Source organism: Pseudomonas sp. H2_A10, assembly GCF_054680085.1.
Genome location: NZ_CP162821.1, coordinates 5,964,914 through 5,982,707 on the forward strand (window position 1 = coordinate 5,964,914; position 17,794 = coordinate 5,982,707).

Annotated in this window: 15 protein-coding genes; 6 read left to right on the top strand and 9 right to left on the bottom strand. The window is 61.5% G+C overall.

The window, feature by feature from the left end:
- Window positions 1–3 precede the first annotated feature (3 nt).
- From AB4O23_RS27770 to mreB, 7 genes are all read right to left on the bottom strand, one after another.
- A complete protein-coding gene (locus tag AB4O23_RS27770; protein ID WP_017529089.1) occupies window positions 4–852 on the bottom strand; it encodes a carbon-nitrogen hydrolase family protein in 849 nt (282 codons plus the stop codon).
- 48 nt (window positions 853–900) lie between these two features.
- Complete coding sequence (locus AB4O23_RS27775; RefSeq protein ID WP_460150347.1) at window positions 901–4,716, bottom strand: YhdP family protein; 3,816 nt, start codon at window positions 4,714–4,716, stop codon at window positions 901–903.
- Window positions 4,717–4,791: 75 nt separating this feature from the next.
- The gene (gene rng, locus AB4O23_RS27780) at window positions 4,792–6,249 is read right to left on the bottom strand and encodes a ribonuclease G (RefSeq protein WP_003171790.1); all 1,458 of its coding nucleotides are present in this window, start codon (window positions 6,247–6,249) and stop codon (window positions 4,792–4,794) included.
- Window positions 6,250–6,319: 70 nt separating this feature from the next.
- A complete protein-coding gene (locus AB4O23_RS27785; RefSeq protein ID WP_068936334.1) occupies window positions 6,320–6,916 on the bottom strand; it encodes a Maf family protein in 597 nt (198 codons plus the stop codon).
- Between the two features lie 50 nt (window positions 6,917–6,966).
- Window positions 6,967–7,455, bottom strand: coding sequence for a rod shape-determining protein MreD (gene mreD, locus AB4O23_RS27790; protein ID WP_017530097.1), 489 nt, complete (start codon window positions 7,453–7,455; stop codon window positions 6,967–6,969).
- The gene (gene mreC, locus AB4O23_RS27795) at window positions 7,455–8,546 is read right to left on the bottom strand and encodes a rod shape-determining protein MreC (protein ID WP_460061585.1); all 1,092 of its coding nucleotides are present in this window, start codon (window positions 8,544–8,546) and stop codon (window positions 7,455–7,457) included. Before mreC ends, mreD begins: the two co-directional genes overlap by 1 nt.
- Before the next feature lie 168 nt (window positions 8,547–8,714).
- A complete protein-coding gene (gene mreB / locus AB4O23_RS27800) occupies window positions 8,715–9,752 on the bottom strand; it encodes a rod shape-determining protein MreB (RefSeq protein WP_002555108.1) in 1,038 nt (345 codons plus the stop codon).
- Between the two features lie 210 nt (window positions 9,753–9,962).
- On the opposite strand from mreB, the gene gatC reads away from it, so the two are divergent.
- From gatC to AB4O23_RS27830, 6 genes are all read left to right on the top strand, one after another.
- On the top strand, window positions 9,963–10,250 hold the full coding sequence (gene gatC, locus AB4O23_RS27805; protein ID WP_065877289.1) for an Asp-tRNA(Asn)/Glu-tRNA(Gln) amidotransferase subunit GatC: 288 nt from the start codon (window positions 9,963–9,965) through the stop codon (window positions 10,248–10,250).
- A gap of 16 nt (window positions 10,251–10,266) precedes the next feature.
- The gene (gene gatA, locus AB4O23_RS27810; RefSeq protein ID WP_065877290.1) at window positions 10,267–11,718 is read left to right on the top strand and encodes an Asp-tRNA(Asn)/Glu-tRNA(Gln) amidotransferase subunit GatA; all 1,452 of its coding nucleotides are present in this window, start codon (window positions 10,267–10,269) and stop codon (window positions 11,716–11,718) included.
- Between the two features lie 10 nt (window positions 11,719–11,728).
- Window positions 11,729–13,174, top strand: coding sequence for an Asp-tRNA(Asn)/Glu-tRNA(Gln) amidotransferase subunit GatB (gatB, locus tag AB4O23_RS27815; protein WP_017530101.1), 1,446 nt, complete (start codon window positions 11,729–11,731; stop codon window positions 13,172–13,174).
- Window positions 13,175–13,270: 96 nt separating this feature from the next.
- A complete protein-coding gene (locus tag AB4O23_RS27820) occupies window positions 13,271–13,642 on the top strand; it encodes a septal ring lytic transglycosylase RlpA family protein (RefSeq protein ID WP_017530102.1) in 372 nt (123 codons plus the stop codon).
- Window positions 13,643–13,700: 58 nt separating this feature from the next.
- A complete protein-coding gene (locus tag AB4O23_RS27825) occupies window positions 13,701–14,747 on the top strand; it encodes a calcium/sodium antiporter (RefSeq protein ID WP_460064055.1) in 1,047 nt (348 codons plus the stop codon).
- Window positions 14,744–15,124, top strand: a complete 381-nt coding sequence (locus AB4O23_RS27830; RefSeq protein WP_065877292.1) for a carboxymuconolactone decarboxylase family protein — start codon at window positions 14,744–14,746, stop codon at window positions 15,122–15,124. The genes AB4O23_RS27825 and AB4O23_RS27830 overlap by 4 nt, the downstream gene beginning before the upstream one ends.
- On the opposite strand, the gene AB4O23_RS27835 is transcribed toward AB4O23_RS27830, so the two are convergent.
- Both AB4O23_RS27835 and garD read right to left on the bottom strand, forming a co-directional pair.
- On the bottom strand, window positions 15,121–16,062 hold the full coding sequence (locus tag AB4O23_RS27835) for an AEC family transporter (protein ID WP_017530105.1): 942 nt from the start codon (window positions 16,060–16,062) through the stop codon (window positions 15,121–15,123). The two genes, AB4O23_RS27830 and AB4O23_RS27835, sit on opposite strands and share 4 nt — an antisense overlap.
- 173 nt (window positions 16,063–16,235) lie before the next feature.
- A complete protein-coding gene (gene garD, locus AB4O23_RS27840) occupies window positions 16,236–17,789 on the bottom strand; it encodes a galactarate dehydratase (protein WP_017530106.1) in 1,554 nt (517 codons plus the stop codon).
- Between the last annotated feature and the right edge of the window lie 5 nt (window positions 17,790–17,794).

Here is a 17,794-nt window from a genome sequence, read left to right on the forward strand (position 1 = left end):
AATTCATCGTTGCGAGGCAGGCCGCTGCGCGCCCTGCGAGAAAAAGCGCCGATGGTTGACCACCGGCATGCGCGCCCGTATCGACGCTTGTTCACTGCTATCGCGCGCGGCCAACAACACCGCTTCGCCTTGATCCTGTTGAGACAACACACGCCCCCACGGATCGACAATCGCCGCATGGCCATAGGTTTCCCGTGGCCCCGGATGCACACCGCCCTGGGCTGCCGCCAGCAAATAGCACTGGGTTTCGATGGCGCGGGCGCGGATAAGCACATCCCAATGCGCCGCTCCGGTCACGGCGGTAAAGGCCGAGGGCGCGGAAATCAGTTCAGCCCCCGCCGCACGCAACTCGCTGTACAACTCGGGGAAGCGCAGGTCGTAACACACCGTCATGCCCAGGCGACCGACCGGCGTATCCGCCACCACCACATGGCTTCCGAAAGCATAGTCATCGGATTCGCGATAGCGACCCCGAGCGTCCGCCACATCCACATCAAACAAATGCAGCTTGTCGTAACGGGCAACGATTTCGCCGCGATCATCGATCAGCAGCGAACAGGCATTGGGCTTGGCGTGCGGTTGATCCCTGGGCGGCAACGGCAATGTGCCAGCCACTATCCATAAGGTGAGGTCGCGGGCGGTCTGTTTCAACCAGGGCAGTATCGGACCTTCACCCAGCGCTTCGGCACGACCGATATCCGCCACATCGCGACGGCCCATGGCGGCGAAGTTTTCCGGCAGCACCGCAAGCTTCGCACCGCCGGCCGCCGCTTGTTCCAGCAAACGCCGGGCCTGGGCCAGGTTGGCCAGTACATCGCTCTGGCTGACCATTTGAATTACCGCAAAGGACATGGGCCGACACTCCGTAATGGGCATGCGGCCATGCTACTCCACAGACCCTCAGTTTGGTTTTTCAAATGGTTTGTCGAAGCTGATTTTCGGGTCCTTCCACGGCCCTTCCACTTTGTATTGCACGCTGGCAAAACGCGAAACCCGGTCGCCGATCAGCTTGTCGATCAGGAACAATGCACCGCCAATGGCCGGTGCGCCGACGATCAGCGCCGCGATCGGCAAGTTGTTGGTCACCGGCAACGTCACCAACAGCTTGGCATCCACGCGGTCAGCCACAAGGTCCAGGGTGCCGTTGAGCTCCAGGTTGCTCGACGGGCCGGTCAATGTGATCGGTTCGCGGGTCACGAACACACCATTGCTCGCGGCCAACAACCCTTTGACCCGGTCATAGCTCAAGCCTTTGCCAAGCAGGTCCGAAAAGTCCAGGCGCAGTCTGCGCCCGATGGAGTTGAAGTTGAGCAGGCCGAAAACCCGCAGCGCCTGCGCACCGCCTTCCACTTCAACGAACTGGCCCTTGCGAAAGGTTGCATCCAGGCTGCCGGAGAAGCGTTTTGGCCCGACCCAGGCCGGCGAACCCGGCCAACGCCCATCCACATCCAGATGGAAGTCCTCGCTGGTTACCGTTGGCGCATAGCCCCAACCCTTGAGCACGTCGCCGATGTTCTTGCCGTCCAGGCGCCCCTTGTACCAACTGCCGCTGTCGCCCTGTGCGCCTTCCCATCCTCCGGCCCCCTTGAGCAGCATGCCCTTGAGGCCCAGGTCCAGATCGTTGAAGGCCAGGCCCTTGGCGGTAGGTCGAATCTTCAGCGACCAGGCGCCCACCAGGTCCGGGCCCTGGAACAGCTGGTCAATAGCGATATCCAGCGCTGGAATATCCTTGGGGTCGATGCTCGCCAGTGGGTCCGGCGCATTTTCATCCGCCTGTACGGAAGGGTCCACTGCCGGCAGTTTTACGTATTGCAGGTTGATCGCAATCGGTGCGCCCTTGGCATCCGGCAGGTTCACGCGCCCCTTGACCTGCTGACTGTCGAACTGCAGGCCCCACGCCGCGGCTTTGCGATCGAGTTGCAAATTGACCTGATCGAACTGGGTGCCTAAACCCGTGAGCTTGCCAATCTTGAAATCGGCACTGCTCAACAGTTGCTTGGCGCTGCCGCCCGGATCGTTGCCGGCGTATTGGTTGACCAGCTTTCTCCACGGATCGATGTCCAGCTCCGACAGCACGCCCCGAATGCGCAAACCCTTGGCGCCCGGCAGTACTGCGTCGCCATCGCCGAGGAACAACTCGCCACGGCCCTCATTGAATTTGTCCGGCGGCGCGGCGAAGGTGAAGTTCGCCAGTTCACCATAATCGAACCAATACCGGCGCTCGGCGCCTTGCAAGGTCATGCGAAAGACGCTGTCACGCCCCTGGCTGGCCGGCATGCCGAACGGCGCCGGCAGGTCCAGCGCAACGCCCTTGAGGTTGGAACTGATCATCAACTGGCTGTCGGCACCGTCCAGGTTCAGTTGTAACTGGTACGGAATGTCGCCGGACACCGGCAGCGGCTGAGTTATTTTTAGCCAGTCCATCAGTCGCTTGACCGTGACCTGCCCTTTGGCTGCGACACGGGTACTGATATTGCCCGGCTTGCCATCGGCAAAAATCTGCGCGGTGATAGGCCGGTCAAACGCCTGGGCGGTAATTTTTTCGCCACTCAGGCCCTTGGTGCTGTCAAAACGGAAATCGCCCTTGAGCTGCGTCAGGTCCAGGGTGGGTTCCGCCAATTGCAGCCGTGCCTTATCGGTCTGGAAGTCCACCACGATCTTGGGCTCAGTGCCTTTGGCCAACGGAATATCCAGGTCCAGCTTGCCTTGCAGGTCGCCCTCGCCCTTCCAACCGGCAAAGGTCGAAGCGGTGCCGATCGGCGCCTCTTGAAGAATTTTCAGGCCATCACCCAGGCCGCCGGCAAACGCCCCGGTCAGCAGTAAATGGCTGTCCTTGCCGGGCAGAGCGTGGGGAATATTGACGTAGATGTCCTTGACCTGGGTGTCGAGCAACTGGCCTTTGTCGGCCAGAATGCGGACGCCGCTCTCCTCGACAAACACCTCGCCATCAACCTTGCTCACATGGGGCCAGCCCGGCTGGAACGCCAACTCGGCGTCATGCACCTTGAAGAACAGGCTGATATTGCGCGAGGCCGGCAGCGCACCATGGCTCAGCGAGCCCTGATACTGGAAGAACCCCTGGTCTACCGCGCCCTTGAGAATCGCGGTGCGCAGCCACTCATCCAATGCGGGGCTCAGCACTGCGGGGAGGTATTTGGGGGTGAAGCGCCCATCGCCATCGACCAGGCCGACCCGCAGGTCCATATAGTCTTCCTGGTTATGGTCGAAATTGAGGCGAATAAGGAAGTCGGCGGCAATCTTGCCCTCTTCACCCAGCACCTTGATATAAGGGGCGATCAGGGTGAAGCCTTGCTTATCGAGCTTCCAGGTCAGCCGCGCATTGGCCTGCAGGTATTGCCAGGGCTTGGCGAAGATCGGGTCGAGGTGCAGGGAGAAATCCTTGCTGTCCATGCGCAGTTCGCCATGGCCCAGGTCGCCGCTGATGCTACCGGATACATTGCGTGCGGCCGGCGCGCCAAAGTAGGCATCAAAGCCCACCCGTTCCAGGTTGGCGGCAAAACTGACTTTTTGATCGGTAGTGTCCTGGGGACGAAAATCCACCAGCACATTACGCAGCAGGCCAGTGGCCTTGAGATGTTCGACGGTTTTGGCGAAGCCTTCCGGCAATGGCGCCAGAGCGTTGAGCAGCGGCGTGATCGGTGTCAGGTCGAGGCGGTCAGCCTGCAGTTTCCAGACCTCCTGGCCCTTGTCGGTCGCCAGGCTCTGCTGCAATTGCAGGCGCGATTCCCAACGGGTATCGCCCAGGTTCATCGCCAACGAATCAAACAGCACCTTCATGCCGCTATCACTGCGTTGCAGGTAGGCGGTAAGGGCGAGGTTTTCGATGTGCACCGGCTTGCGCTCGGCGTAACTGCCCTTGACCTGCGGCGAGTTGAGGCGCACCACCGCGCTTTGCACGGCGCCTTTGCCCCAGTTCAGCCAGAACTCCCCGCCGACCTTGAACTGCGTGAGCTTCCACTGCTGGGTCAGCTTGCTCGGAATCCACTTGGCCCAATCGCTCTGCGGCAGGCTGAGGTAGGCCTGGACTTCGGCGTCTTTCCATTGACTGGCACGTATGCGGCTGCGCAGGCTGACAGCCAGGGGCTGGCCGTCGGGCAGGGTCAGGCGCGCGTCGAGACGTTGGCGGGTGATGCCGGTATGCAGGCTAAAGCCCACATAGGTAAGGGTGAGGGGCGATTGGTCGAGCGGTTGCAAGGTGACCTGGCTGTCGAGCAGCGACACGCGCTTGACCCTCTGCAGGCGCGTGAGCAGTTGCTGCGGGTCCAGCGGTTGGTCGTCCTGCATCGGCAGGCCTTGCAGTGCCCAATGGCCGTCCCTGTCTTCCTTGGCACTCAGTTGCAGGCCACTGACTTGCAAGTGAGCCAGGCGCACTTCACGCGCCATCAGGCTGGCCCAGATATCCGGCACCACTTCCACCTGATCCAGGCGCAAGGCATTGCTGCCTTCGCCCACCATCACATCGCGGGCCAGCAGCACCGGTGCGAAACCGCTCCAGCGCCCTTCAAGCATGCCGATGTGCATCGGCATACCGACCGCGGCCTGGGCCTTGGCCTCGACCTGCGCTCGGTATTCGGCAACAAGCGGTGTCAACTCACGCCCCAGGCTCACGTACACCGCCGCCAAAACCAGCAGCAAGGCGCACAGGCCCAAGCCCCAACGGGTCAAAGCGGCAAAAAAGCGTGTCAGACGCTCCATGTCAGGCGACCCTCAAGGCAGTAGGCAGGCGGCAGACAAGGTCTGCCGGGATCAAAAAAGGCAAGCGAATGGGGATCAGAGCAGCACCACGTCGTATTGTTCCTGGGAATACATGGTTTCTACCTGGAAGCGAATCGTGCGCCCGATAAATCCCTCCAACTCGGCAACGTTACCGGACTCTTCATCCAGCAGGCGGTCGACCACTTTCTGGTTGGCAAGCACTCTATAACCTTCGGCCTGGTAGGCCCGCGCCTCTCGTAAGATTTCCCGGAAAATCTCGTAGCAAACCGTTTCCGGAGTTTTCAACTTACCGCGCCCCTGGCAACTGCTGCACGGCTCGCACAGCACCTGCTCCAGGCTTTCGCGGGTACGTTTGCGGGTCATTTGCACCAGTCCCAGCTCGGTAATACCGATGATGTTGGTCTTGGCGTGATCGCGTTCCAGTTGTTTCTCGAGCGTGCGCAGCACCTGGCGCTGGTGCTCTTCGTCTTCCATGTCGATGAAGTCGATGATGATGATGCCGCCCAGGTTGCGCAGGCGCAGTTGGCGCGCAATCGCGGTGGCCGCTTCGAGGTTGGTCTTGAAGATGGTCTCTTCGAGGTTGCGATGGCCGACAAAAGCGCCGGTGTTGACGTCGATGGTGGTCATGGCTTCCGCCGGGTCCACCACCAGATAGCCACCGGACTTGAGCGGCACCTTGCGCTCCAGGGCCTTCTGGATTTCATCTTCGACGCCGTACAGGTCGAAGATCGGCCGCTCACCAGGATAGTGTTCCAGGCGGTCGGCAATTTCCGGCATCAGCTCGGCAACAAATTGCGTGGTGCGCTGGAAGGTTTCCCGCGAGTCGATGCGAATTTTCTCAATCTTGGGGCTGACCAGGTCGCGCAGCGTGCGCAAGGCCAGGCCCAGGTCTTCATAAATGACACTTGGCGCGCCGATGGTCTTGATCTGGGCGCCGATCTGATCCCACAGCCGTCGCAGGTAACGGATGTCCATCAGAATCTCATCGGCCCCGGCGCCTTCCGCGGCGGTACGCAGGATAAAACCGCCGGCCTCCTTGATGCCTTCGGCGGCCACGCAGTCGCTGACCACCTTCTTCAGGCGTTCGCGCTCGCCTTCATCCTCGATCTTGAGGGAGATACCGACGTGGGCGGTACGCGGCATGTACACCAGATAACGCGAAGGAATCGACAGTTGCGTGGTCAGGCGCGCGCCCTTGGAACCGATGGGGTCCTTGGTGACTTGCACCACCAGGCTCTGCCCTTCATGCACCAGGGCGCTGATACTTTCGACCGCCGGGCCTTCACGCAGGGAGATTTCCGAAGCATGGATAAACGCGGCACGGTCCAGGCCGATGTCGACGAATGCCGCCTGCATCCCCGGCAGCACGCGCACTACCTTGCCTTTGTAGATATTGCCAACGATCCCGCGCTTCTGGGTGCGCTCGACGTGTACTTCCTGCAAAACACCGTTCTCTACCACCGCCACGCGCGATTCCATCGGCGTGATATTGATCAGAATCTCTTCACTCATGGCTGGGTCTCGTTCAGGCGTTTTCACAATAGTGGCCGGTCGCTTAAGGCTGGGCGCTGGAGTAACGCGTTCAGCGCGCGGTAAGGTGTTGCCAACAGGGTATGCCGAATCGGCCAAGCAGTTGCGCGGTTTCGCACACCGGCAGGCCTACCACGGCGGAATAACTGCCGTTGAGCCCGGCGACAAACACCGAGCCAAGCCCTTGAATAGCATAGCCGCCCGCCTTGTCTTGCGGTTCGCCGCTGTGCCAGTAGGTTGTAGCCTCCTCGACAGAAACCTCGCGAAAAAGTACACGACTCCTGACACATCGGGTTTCGCAGCGCAGCCCATCGGTGAGGGCAATGGCCGTGAGCACCTCATGCTCACGGCCCGCCAAGGCCATCAACATCGCCAAGGCGTCGGCTTGGTCTACCGGCTTGCCGAGGATCTTGCCGTCGACAATCACCGCCGTGTCGGCACCCAACACGCAGGCATCCGACGTTTGCTCAAGCGCAGCAAAACCCGCCGCCGCCTTGCCGCGCGCAAGACGCTCGACATAGGCAACAGCGGATTCATTGGGGATGGGAGTTTCGTCAATAGAGGCGCTGACCACCTTGAAGGGCACACCGATCTGGGTCAGCAGTTCACGTCGCCTCGGGGAGCCGGAGGCCAGATAAAGCGAATTCATGCAGACTCTCCCTGTAGGGTTCGATAACCAGGCAGAGCCTCGCAATCCATTCAATTGATTTTATAGCGACGACGCAGCCCACGCAGACCGAAACTGATCCATGGCCACAGCAGCGCGCTGACCAGCGCCGGCAGCACCAGCGCCAGGGTTGGCTGGCGGTTGCCGGTCAAGGCGCTGAGCCATAACTGAACAAGCTGCGCCAGGCCGAAAATCACCAGGATCACCAGGCATTGCTGCCACATCGGGAACATACGCAAACGCTGCTGCAGCGACAGTACCAGGAAGGTGATCAAGGTCAGGATCAACGCGTTCTGGCCCAGCAAGGTGCCATACAGCACATCTTCCGCCAAGCCCAGGAACATGGCCGTGACCATGCCCACTTTATGTGGCAGGTTCAGCGACCAGAACGCCAGCAACAAGGCCAGCCACAGCGGGCGCAGGATTTCCATGAATTGCGGCAGCGGCGAAACGCTGAGCAGCAGGCCGACCGCGAATGTCAGCCACACGATCCAACCATTGCGCGAATGAGTACCGGCCATTATTCCTCCCTCTGCCGCGTGGTCGCCGGGGCTGCAGCCGCAGGCTTGACGGCAGGCGTGGTGGTAGCAGGCGTGGTGGCCGGCGGTTTGGCGGCCGCCGGTTTTACCGGGTGGGTGTTATGCGATGCAGGCTTGACCGGCGTGGCCACTGGCGCCGCTGCGGCCGGAGTGGCCACCGGTGCAGTTGGGGCCGCCGGCGCAGGCTTGGGCACGGTTGCAGGAATGATCGGCGCCGTGCCGTTCTTCTTGTCCTCCGCTTCCTGGGCCTGGGCGGCGTCATTGGCGCGCTCTTCCGGGGTGCGGTTATCACTGAACACCAGCAGCAGGTAGCGGCTGCGGTTCAGGGCTGCGGTGGGAACGGCGCGCACGATGGCAAATGGCTGGCCGGAATCATGGATCACTTCCTTGACCGTCGCCACCGGGTAGCCGGCCGGGAAACGCTGGCCCAAGCCGGAACTGACCAATAGGTCGCCTTCCTTGATGTCGGCGGTGTCGGCCACGTGACGGAGTTCAAGGCGCTCGGGGTTACCGGTGCCGCTGGCGATGGCGCGCAAGCCGTTACGGTTGACTTGCACGGGAATGCTGTGGGTTGTATCCGTCAGCAGCAATACCCGCGAGGTGTAGGGCATCAGCTCCACCACTTGGCCCATCAGGCCACGCGCATCGAGCACCGGCTGGCCCAGGACCACACCATCGCGCTCACCCTTGTTGATGATGATGCGATGTGTGAAGGGGTTGGGGTCCATGCCGATCAACTCGGCCACTTCGACTTTCTCGTTGACCAGCGCGGAAGAATTGAGCAACTCGCGCAGCCGTACGTTCTGCTCGGTGAGGGCCGCGAGCTTTTGCATGCGCCCCTGCAACAGCAGGTTTTCGGTCTTGAGTTTTTCGTTTTCGGCGACGAGCTCGGTGCGGCTGCCGAACTGGCTCGCCACGCCCTGGAACAGACGTTGCGGCAGGTCGGTGATCCAGTAGGTCTGCATCAACACCAGCGACATCTGGCTACGCACGGGCTTGAGCAGTGCAAAACGAGCATCGACCACCATCAGCGCGACCGAAAGCACGACCAGCACCAATAAGCGCACGCCCAATGAGGGGCCTTTGGCGAAAAGCGGTTTAATAAGCCGCTCCTCCCAGGCAAATGTTCTCTTTATTCATACGGCATCTAACCGGCCTGGATGCAGATTGAAGAAGATAAACGCCAACAGGCAGCACTGCAACGTGCTGCCTGAGGGCAAAACATGGCGCAACCAACGATCTTATTCGCTGGAAAGCAGGTCCATGGTGTGTTTATCCATCATTTCCAGTGCACGACCACCGCCACGGGCAACGCAGGTCAGCGGGTCTTCGGCGACGATAACCGGCAGACCGGTTTCCTGGGCCAGCAACTTGTCGAGGTCGCGCAGCAAGGCGCCACCACCGGTCAGTACCAGCCCGCGCTCGGCGATATCCGAAGCCAGTTCCGGCGGCGATTGCTCCAGGGCACTCTTCACAGCCTGAACGATGGTGGCCAGGGACTCTTGCAGAGCTTCCAGCACTTCATTGGAGTTCAGGGTGAAGGCACGTGGAACGCCCTCGGCCAGGTTGCGACCGCGAACATCGACTTCGCGAACTTCGCCGCCCGGGTAAGCGGTACCGATTTCCTGCTTGATGCGTTCGGCGGTGGATTCGCCGATCAGGCTGCCGTAGTTACGACGCACATAAGTGATGATCGCTTCGTCGAAGCGGTCGCCGCCCACACGCACGGATTCGGCATACACCACACCGTTCAGGGAAATCAGGGCGATTTCAGTGGTACCACCACCGATATCCACCACCATCGAGCCGCGCGCTTCTTCAACCGGCAGGCCGGCACCGATCGCAGCGGCCATGGGCTCTTCGATCAGGAACACTTCACGGGCACCGGCACCGAGGGCCGACTCACGGATAGCACGACGCTCTACCTGGGTGGACTTGCACGGAACGCAGATCAGCACACGAGGGCTGGGCTGCAGGAAACTGTTTTCGTGAACCTTGTTGATGAAGTACTGCAGCATCTTCTCGCAGACACTGAAGTCGGCGATCACGCCGTCTTTCATCGGACGAATGGCGGCAATATTGCCAGGTGTGCGGCCGAGCATGCGCTTGGCCTCGGTGCCGACGGCAACGACACTTTTCTGATTACCATGGGTCCGAATGGCCACAACCGATGGCTCATTCAGAACGATACCGCGCTCGCGCACGTAAATAAGGGTGTTGGCAGTGCCCAGGTCAATGGAAAGATCGCTGGAAAACATGCCACGCAGTTTCTTGAACATGGGAAAGGGACCCTAGGCAACGCGTGGGTAAAAAAGTGCGGCAAACTCTAACAACGACAGGGATTTTGGGCAAGGCGCCAATGTGCTAAATTGGCCGACTTTCTGTGCACCAACCCCCACAATCGCGGCCGTAAGACCGTAGAAATGCGGTAGTGTTCCGACAATCTAACACACGGACAGCCTCCGTTCTGTTTTCCACTGGAGATTCCCATGGCGCTTGAACGCTCCGACGTGGAAAAAATCGCTCATCTGGCCTCGCTTGGCCTCAATGATGCCGATCTTCCACAGACCACCGCAGCCCTGAACAGCATTCTCGGGCTGGTTGATCAAATGCAGGCCGTCAATACCGACGGCATAGAGCCCCTGGCTCACCCGCTCGAAGCCAGCCAGCGCCTGCGCGCAGACCTCGTGACCGAGCGCAATCATCGCGAGGCCTATCAGTCCATCGCGCCAGCGGTCGAAAACGGCCTGTACCTGGTTCCGAAAGTCATCGACTAAAGGGAAAGAGCCTTTCATGCATCACATGACTCTGGCCGAGATCGCCCGCGGTCTCGCCGATAAAAAGTTTTCTTCCGAAGAGCTGACCAAGACCCTGCTGGCGCGTATCGCCGAGCACGACCCCAAGGTCAACAGCTTCATCAGCCTCACCGAAGAGCTGGCCTTGAGCCAGGCCAAGGCCGCCGACGTACGTCGCGCCAACGGTGAAAACGGCGCATTGCTGGGCGCACCGATCGCCCACAAAGACCTGTTCTGCACCCAGGGCGTGCGTACCAGCTGCGGCTCGAAGATGCTCGACAACTTCAAGGCGCCCTACGACGCCACCGTGGTCGCCAAGCTGGCCGCCGCCGGGGCCGTGACCCTGGGCAAGACCAACATGGACGAATTCGCCATGGGGTCGGCCAACGAGTCGAGCTACTACGGCGCAGTGAAAAACCCGTGGAACCTGGAACACGTGCCCGGCGGCTCGTCCGGTGGTTCGGCCGCGGCCGTTGCCGCCCGCTTCCTGCCGGCGGCCACGGCCACCGACACCGGCGGCTCCATCCGCCAGCCCGCTGCGTTCACCAACCTTACCGGTCTGAAGCCGACCTACGGTCGCGTTTCCCGCTGGGGCATGATCGCCTACGCGTCCAGCCTCGATCAGGGCGGCCCATTGGCCCGCACGGCCGAAGACTGCGCCATCTTGTTGCAAGGCATGGCAGGTTTCGACACGCAGGACTCCACCAGCATCGATGAGCCGGTGCCGGACTACAGCGCCCACCTCAACACCTCGATCAAGGGCCTGCGCATCGGCGTGCCGAAGGAATACTTCAGCGCCGGTCTCGACCCGCGTATCGCCGAGTTGGTGCAAAACAGTATCAAAGAGCTGGAAAAGCTCGGCGCCGTGATCAAGCACATCAGCTTGCCGAACAACCAGCATGCGATTCCTGCCTATTACGTGATCGCACCGGCGGAAGCCTCCTCCAACCTGTCGCGTTTCGACGGCGTGCGTTTCGGCTATCGCTGCGAAAACCCGAAAGACCTCACCGACCTGTACAAGCGCTCCCGTGGCGAAGGCTTCGGTGCTGAAGTGCAGCGCCGGATCATGGTCGGAGCCTACGCTCTGTCGGCCGGTTACTACGATGCCTACTACCTCAAGGCGCAGAAAATCCGGCGCCTGATCAAGAACGACTTCATGGCAGCCTTTGAAGAAGTCGACGTGATCCTCGGCCCGACCACGCCGAACCCGGCCTGGAAGATCGGCGCCAAGACCGGCGACCCGATCGCCGAGTACCTGGAAGACCTCTACACCATCACCGCCAACCTCGCGGGCTTGCCGGGCTTGTCGATGCCTGCAGGTTTCGTCGACGGCCTGCCGGTCGGCGTGCAATTGCTCGCCCCGTATTTCCAGGAAGGCCGCCTGCTCAATGTGGCGCACCAGTACCAGTTGAACACTGACTGGCACACTCGCACCCCTACCGGCTTCTGAGGAGAACACTATGCAATGGGAAGTTGTGATCGGGCTGGAGATTCATACCCAGCTCGCCACCCAATCGAAGATTTTCTCCGGTAGCGCCACCACGTTCGGCGCCGAGCCCAACACCCAGGCCAGCCTGGTCGACCTGGGCATGCCCGGCGTACTGCCGGTGCTGAACCAGGAAGCGGTGCGCATGGCGGTGATGTTCGGCCTGGCGATTGACGCCGAGATCGGCCAGCACAACGTGTTCGCGCGCAAGAACTACTTCTACCCGGACCTGCCCAAGGGCTACCAGATCAGCCAGATGGAACTGCCGATCGTCGGCAAGGGCCACCTGGACATTCCCCTGGAAGACGGCACCATCAAGCGCGTCGGTGTGACCCGCGCGCACCTTGAAGAAGACGCCGGCAAAAGCCTGCACGAAGAGTTCCCGGGCGCCACCGGTATCGACCTCAACCGTGCGGGCACGCCGCTGCTGGAAATCGTGTCCGAGCCGGACATGCGCAGCGCCAAGGAAGCGGTGGCCTACGTCAAGACCATCCACGCGCTGGTGCGCTACCTGGGCATCTGCGACGGCAACATGGCCGAAGGCTCGCTGCGTTGTGACTGCAACGTGTCGGTGCGGCCAAAAGGCCAGGCCGAATACGGTACCCGTTGCGAGATCAAGAACGTCAACTCGTTCCGTTTCATCGAGAAGGCGATCAACACCGAAGTGCGTCGCCAGATCGAACTGATCGAGGACGGCGGCAAGGTGATCCAGCAAACGCGCCTGTACGACCCGAACAAAGACGAAACCCGCGCCATGCGCAGCAAAGAGGAAGCCAACGACTACCGTTACTTCCCCGACCCGGACCTGTTGCCGGTGGTGCTGGAAGACTCGTTCCTCAATGACGTGCGCGCCACCCTGCCGGAACTGCCGCAGCAGAAACGCGAGCGCTTCAAGGAGCAATTCGGCCTGTCGGTCTACGATGCCAGCGTTTTGGCCTCCAGCCGTGAACAAGCGAACTACTTCGAAAAAGTTGTGAGCATTGCCGGTGACGCCAAGCTGGCGGCCAACTGGGTCATGGTTGAGCTGGGCAGCCTGCTGAACAAGCAAGGTCTGGAAATCGACGAAGCCCCGGTGACCGCCGAACAATTGGGCGGCATGCTGCTGCGCATCAAGGACAACACCATCTCCGGCAAAATCGCCAAGACCGTGTTTGAAGCGATGGCGGCCGGCGAAGGCAGCGCCGACGAGATCATCGAAAAACGCGGGCTCAAGCAAGTCACCGACAGCGGCGCCATTTCGGCCGTACTCGATGAAATGCTGGCGGCCAACGCCGAGCAGGTCGAACAATATCGCGCGGCGGACGAAGCCAAGCGCGGCAAGATGTTCGGCTTTTTCGTCGGCCAGGCCATGAAAGCCTCCAAAGGCAAGGCCAACCCGCAGCAGGTGAACGAACTGCTGAAAAGCAAGCTCGAAGGCTGATTGCGATGCAGGATCCGGGCAAGACTTCATGCTTGACTCGGACCTCCTGTGGGAGGGGGCTTGCTCCCTCCCACATTTGATATGGGGATACCTTGAATGAAGCGTTTACTTGGCCTTTTAGCCTTGTTCTCTCTGCTGACCGGTTGCGCCAGCGGCCTCATCGACCCCAACGGCTACGACGAAACCGGCACCGCCTCGTATTACGGCGCCCGGCACCATGGTAAAAAAACCGCCAGCGGTGAACCCTTCAACCAGAACGCCCTGACCGCCGCCCACCGGCGACTGCCCTTCGGCACGCGGGTCAAGGTCACCAATCTCGACAACGACAAATCCGTCGTGGTCCGCATCAATGATCGCGGCCCGCATACCCGTGGACGCCTGATCGATCTTTCGCGCGAAGCCGCCGAGCAACTGGGCATGCTGCGCAGCGGCACCGCGCGGGTTCGCGTGCAAGCCATGAGCAACTGACCGAGGGAGCCTGGCCATTTTCGGATTAACCGCCCTTTCGCCCTGGAGCCTGCTCGAACTGGCCAGCGGCCTGCTGCTGCTGATCGCCGGCGCCGAAATCCTGGTGCGCGCCGCCGTGCGCCTGGCGGCCAGCCTCAAGGTGCGCCCGCTGATCATCGGCCTGACCATCGTCGCCTTCGGCAGCAGCGCGCCGCAGATGACCGTCAGCCTGCAGGCCACCCTGGCCGGCAACACCGATATCGCCGTGGGCAGCGTAATCGGCAGCAGTATCTTCAACATCCTGGTGACCCTCGGCCTGTCGGCGCTGATCATTCCGTTACGTGTCTCGCGGCAACTGGTGCGCCTGGATATCCCGGTGATGATCCTCGCCGACCTGCTGGTGTTCACCCTGGCGGCCAATGAAGAGCTGACGCCGGTCGATGGGCTTTGCCTGCTGACCGCCTTGCTGGCCTACCTCGGCGTGCTGCACTACCAGACCCGTCACTCACGCCGCCCACGCAGCCTGGATACGGTGGCCCGAGCGCCCTGGCTGAGCAGCGTGCTGCTGATGCTCGGCGGGTTGTTGGTGCTGGTGCTGGCCGGGCACCTGCTGCTGGGCGCGGCCGTGGATGTAGCGAGCGACCTGGGCTTGTCGGAACGCATTATCGGCCTGACGCTGATCGGCGTCGGCACTTCGCTGCCATGCCTGGCCACCTCGCTGATTGCCGCGTTGCGCGGCCAACGGGAAATTGCCGTAGGCAACGTGATCGGCAGCAACCTGTTCAACCTGCTGGGAGTACTGGGGCTGACCGCGCTCTTGGCGCCGTCGCCGTTGTCGGTATCGCCCAACGCCCTGGACTTCGACCTGCCGGTGATGCTCGGCGTCGTGGTGTTGTGCTTGCCGGTGTTCTACACCGGCTACCGTGTGACTCGCGCCGAAGGTCTCGTGCTGCTGGGGTTATACCTGGCGTATGGGTTGCACGTGATGTCATTCACCACCGGCATGCCCCTGGCCGGCAAGCTGGAACAATTGATGCTGCATTACGTCCTGCCGGCGCTGCTGGTGTTCCTGGTGTTCACCTCGCTGCGCGCCTGGCGCCGCCAACATAAGAGGGAATCGCAATGACCGATCAGAAAAAGCCCGGGGTTGAAATGCGTCGCCAGGTCATGGGCGATGCGTTCGTCGACCGCGCCCTGGGCAATGCCACCGAGTTCACCCAGCCGTTGCAGGATTTCGTCAACGAACATGCCTGGGGCAGCGTGTGGAACCGCGAAGGTTTGCCGCTGAAGACCCGCAGCCTGATCACCCTCGCCGCCCTCACCGCGCTCAAGTGCCCCCAGGAACTCAAGGGCCACGTGCGTGGTGCGCTGAACAACGGCTGCACCGTGGAGGAAATTCGCGAAGCGCTGCTGCATTGCGCGGTGTATGCGGGTGTGCCGGCGGCGATTGATGCGTTTCGTGCCGCTCAGGAAGTGATCGATACCTACCAGAAAGAAGGCTAGATCCAGCCACCCGCCTGCAGCACAAAAATACCGATATTCGTGGTCACCGCCGCCATCAGGGTGGTGATCACAATAATCGCCGCCGCCAGCTCGTGATTGCCCTCGGCCGCCCTGGCCATCACGAAGCTAGCGGCGGCCGTCGGCGCGCCGAAATACAGGAACAGAATCCCCAGTTCAGGCCCGCGAAAGCCCAGCAGCCAGGCACCCAAAGTGGCGACCACCGGCAACCAGACCATCTTCATCAAGCTCGCGCTCAACGCCATGTTGCCGCTCTTGCGCAGCGCCGCCAGGGACAGGGTGCCGCCGATGCAGATCAATGCCAACGGCAAGGTGGTGTCGGCCAGGTACTGCATGGATTTTTCCAGCCAGCCGGGCAGGCCAATCTGAAAATACGCGAACGGCGCCGCCACGATAACGCTGATGATCAACGGGTTGGCCACCACACTTTTGAAGATGCTCCAGGGGTCGGACTTGATCACCGGGCTGTACACCGCCAGCACAATGGTCGAGAGGGTGTTGTAGAACAGGATCACCAGCGCTGCGAGGACGGCCCCGAGCGAGATCCCATAGTCACCGTACATGCTGGCCGCCAGTGCCAGGCCGATCACGCCGTTATTGCCGCGAAACGCGCCTTGGGTGTAGATCCCACGGTCCTCACGCTTGCAACGAAAGATCGCCCAACCCCAGGCCAGGGCAAAGCTCACCAGGGTGGCGACCGAAAAGTAAATCAGCAAACCCGGCTTGAGCGCCGAGTGCAGGTCGGCATGCAGGATGCCCAGGAACAGCAACGCCGGCATGGTGACGTTGAACACCAGGGACGAGGCCGTGTGGATAAAGTTGTCGTTAATCCAATTGATGCGCTTGAGCAGCACACCGAGAAACAGCATGGCAAACACCGGCGCGGTGATGGTCAGGGTGGTGAGGAAGATAGCCAGCATGCCGGGGGACCTTGGGTGGGCGTCGTTAGGTGGCTAATGATAAGCCATACAGCCCAACGGCGTCTGGGAGACCGCTATCGGGAGCAAGCCCCCTCCCACCCTTGATCGCGCTTTCATGCTGGAACTCGGTCAAAGGTGGGAGGGGGTTTGCCCGCGATGCAGGCAACTCGGTCTCAGGTAATCGGCGCCGGGTTGAACAAGGTGATGTCGTTGTGCAGCTTGTGATGCTCCGCCCAGGTCTGCTTCTTGCCGCTGGCCACGTCCAGGTAGAAGTGAAACAGCTCCCAACCCAGCTCTTCGATGCTCGCGCGGCCGGTGGCGATGCGCCCGGCATCAATATCGATGAGGTCCGGCCAGCGCTGCGCCAATTCCGTACGGGTCGACACTTTCACCACCGGGGCCATCGCCAGCCCGTAAGGCGTGCCGCGCCCGGTAGTGAACACATGCAGGTTCATGCCCGCCGCCAGTTGCAGGGTGCCGCACACAAAATCACTGGCCGGCGTGGCGCAAAAGATCAAACCCTTGCCCTTGAACCGCTCGCCTGGGCCCAACACGCCGTTGATCGCGCTGCTGCCGGACTTGACGATGGAGCCCAAGGACTTCTCGACGATATTCGACAACCCGCCCTTCTTGTTACCCGGCGTGGTGTTGGCGCTGCGATCCGCCTCGCCCTTGGCCAGGTAGCGGTCGTACCAGTCCATTTCCCGCACCAACTCTTCGGCAACTTCCTTCGTCTTTGCGCGAGAAGTCAGCAGGTAGATCGCATCGCGGACTTCGGTAACTTCGGAAAACATCACCGTCGCCCCCGCCCGCAGCAACAGGTCCGAGGCATACCCCAGCGCCGGGTTGGCGGTGATGCCGGAAAACGCATCACTGCCGCCACACTGCATGCCCAGAATCAGCTCGGACGCCGGCACGGTTTCGCGGCGGCGCTGGTCGAGTTTTTTCAGGCGGGTTTCAGCCAGGTCCATGATCTGCTCGATCATTTCGGTAAATCCGTGGCTGGAGTCCTGCAGCCGATACAACCACGGCTCGCTCAAGTCCACGGAACTGTCGTTGTCATGCATCACCTGCCCGGCCTGCAATTTCTCGCAGCCCAGGCTGATCACCAACGCTTCGCCCCCCAGGTTCGGGTTGCGCGCCAGGTTGCGCACAGTGCGGATCGGGATGTAGGCGTCGGTGGCGGTAATCGCTACCCCACACCCGTAGCTGTGGGTCAGCGCCACCACGTCATCGACGTGCGGGTACTTGGGCAGCAGCTCGTCCTTGATGCGCTTGACCGCATGGTCCAACACCCCGGTCACGCACTGCACCGTGGTGGTGATGCCGAGGATATTGCGCGTGCCCACGGTGCCATCGGCGTTGCGGTAGCCCTCGAACGTGAAACCTTCCAACGGCGCCTGAGCCTCAGGCACCTCGGTGGACAGCGGCAAGCTGTCCAGGGGCGGCGCGGTGGGCATGCGCAGTTGATCCTCCTGCACCCAACTGCCGCGCGGGATCGGCGCCAAGGCGTAACCGATGGTCTGGCCGTAGCGAATAATCTGACCACCTTGCGGGATATCTTCCAGGGTCACCTTGTGGCTCTGGGGGATGAATTCCACGGTCACCAGGCCGTCCGGAAACTCGGTCCCGGCCGGTACGCCCTGGTCATTCACCACGATCACTACGTTGTCGCGCTCGTGCAAACGAATGGAGCGTGGCGAGTCGGCATGTTCAATCAACTGCATCACGG

Coding starts and splice junctions, on each gene's coding strand:
- mreD (WP_017530097.1), bottom strand. CDS start 7,455: ATGGCCGGTACTCATTCGCGCAATGGTTGGATCGTGTGGCTGACATTC.
- AB4O23_RS27820 (WP_017530102.1), top strand. CDS start 13,271: ATGAAGCGTTTACTTGGCCTTTTAGCCTTGTTCTCTCTGCTGACCGGT.
- AB4O23_RS27775 (WP_460150347.1), bottom strand. CDS start 4,716: ATGGAGCGTCTGACACGCTTTTTTGCCGCTTTGACCCGTTGGGGCTTG.
- mreB (WP_002555108.1), bottom strand. CDS start 9,752: ATGTTCAAGAAACTGCGTGGCATGTTTTCCAGCGATCTTTCCATTGAC.
- gatC (WP_065877289.1), top strand. CDS start 9,963: ATGGCGCTTGAACGCTCCGACGTGGAAAAAATCGCTCATCTGGCCTCG.
- AB4O23_RS27835 (WP_017530105.1), bottom strand. CDS start 16,062: ATGCTGGCTATCTTCCTCACCACCCTGACCATCACCGCGCCGGTGTTT.
- gatB (WP_017530101.1), top strand. CDS start 11,729: ATGCAATGGGAAGTTGTGATCGGGCTGGAGATTCATACCCAGCTCGCC.
- rng (WP_003171790.1), bottom strand. CDS start 6,249: ATGAGTGAAGAGATTCTGATCAATATCACGCCGATGGAATCGCGCGTG.
- gatA (WP_065877290.1), top strand. CDS start 10,267: ATGCATCACATGACTCTGGCCGAGATCGCCCGCGGTCTCGCCGATAAA.
- AB4O23_RS27785 (WP_068936334.1), bottom strand. CDS start 6,916: ATGAATTCGCTTTATCTGGCCTCCGGCTCCCCGAGGCGACGTGAACTG.
- AB4O23_RS27770 (WP_017529089.1), bottom strand. CDS start 852: ATGTCCTTTGCGGTAATTCAAATGGTCAGCCAGAGCGATGTACTGGCC.
- AB4O23_RS27830 (WP_065877292.1), top strand. CDS start 14,744: ATGACCGATCAGAAAAAGCCCGGGGTTGAAATGCGTCGCCAGGTCATG.
- garD (WP_017530106.1), bottom strand. CDS start 17,789: ATGCAGTTGATTGAACATGCCGACTCGCCACGCTCCATTCGTTTGCAC.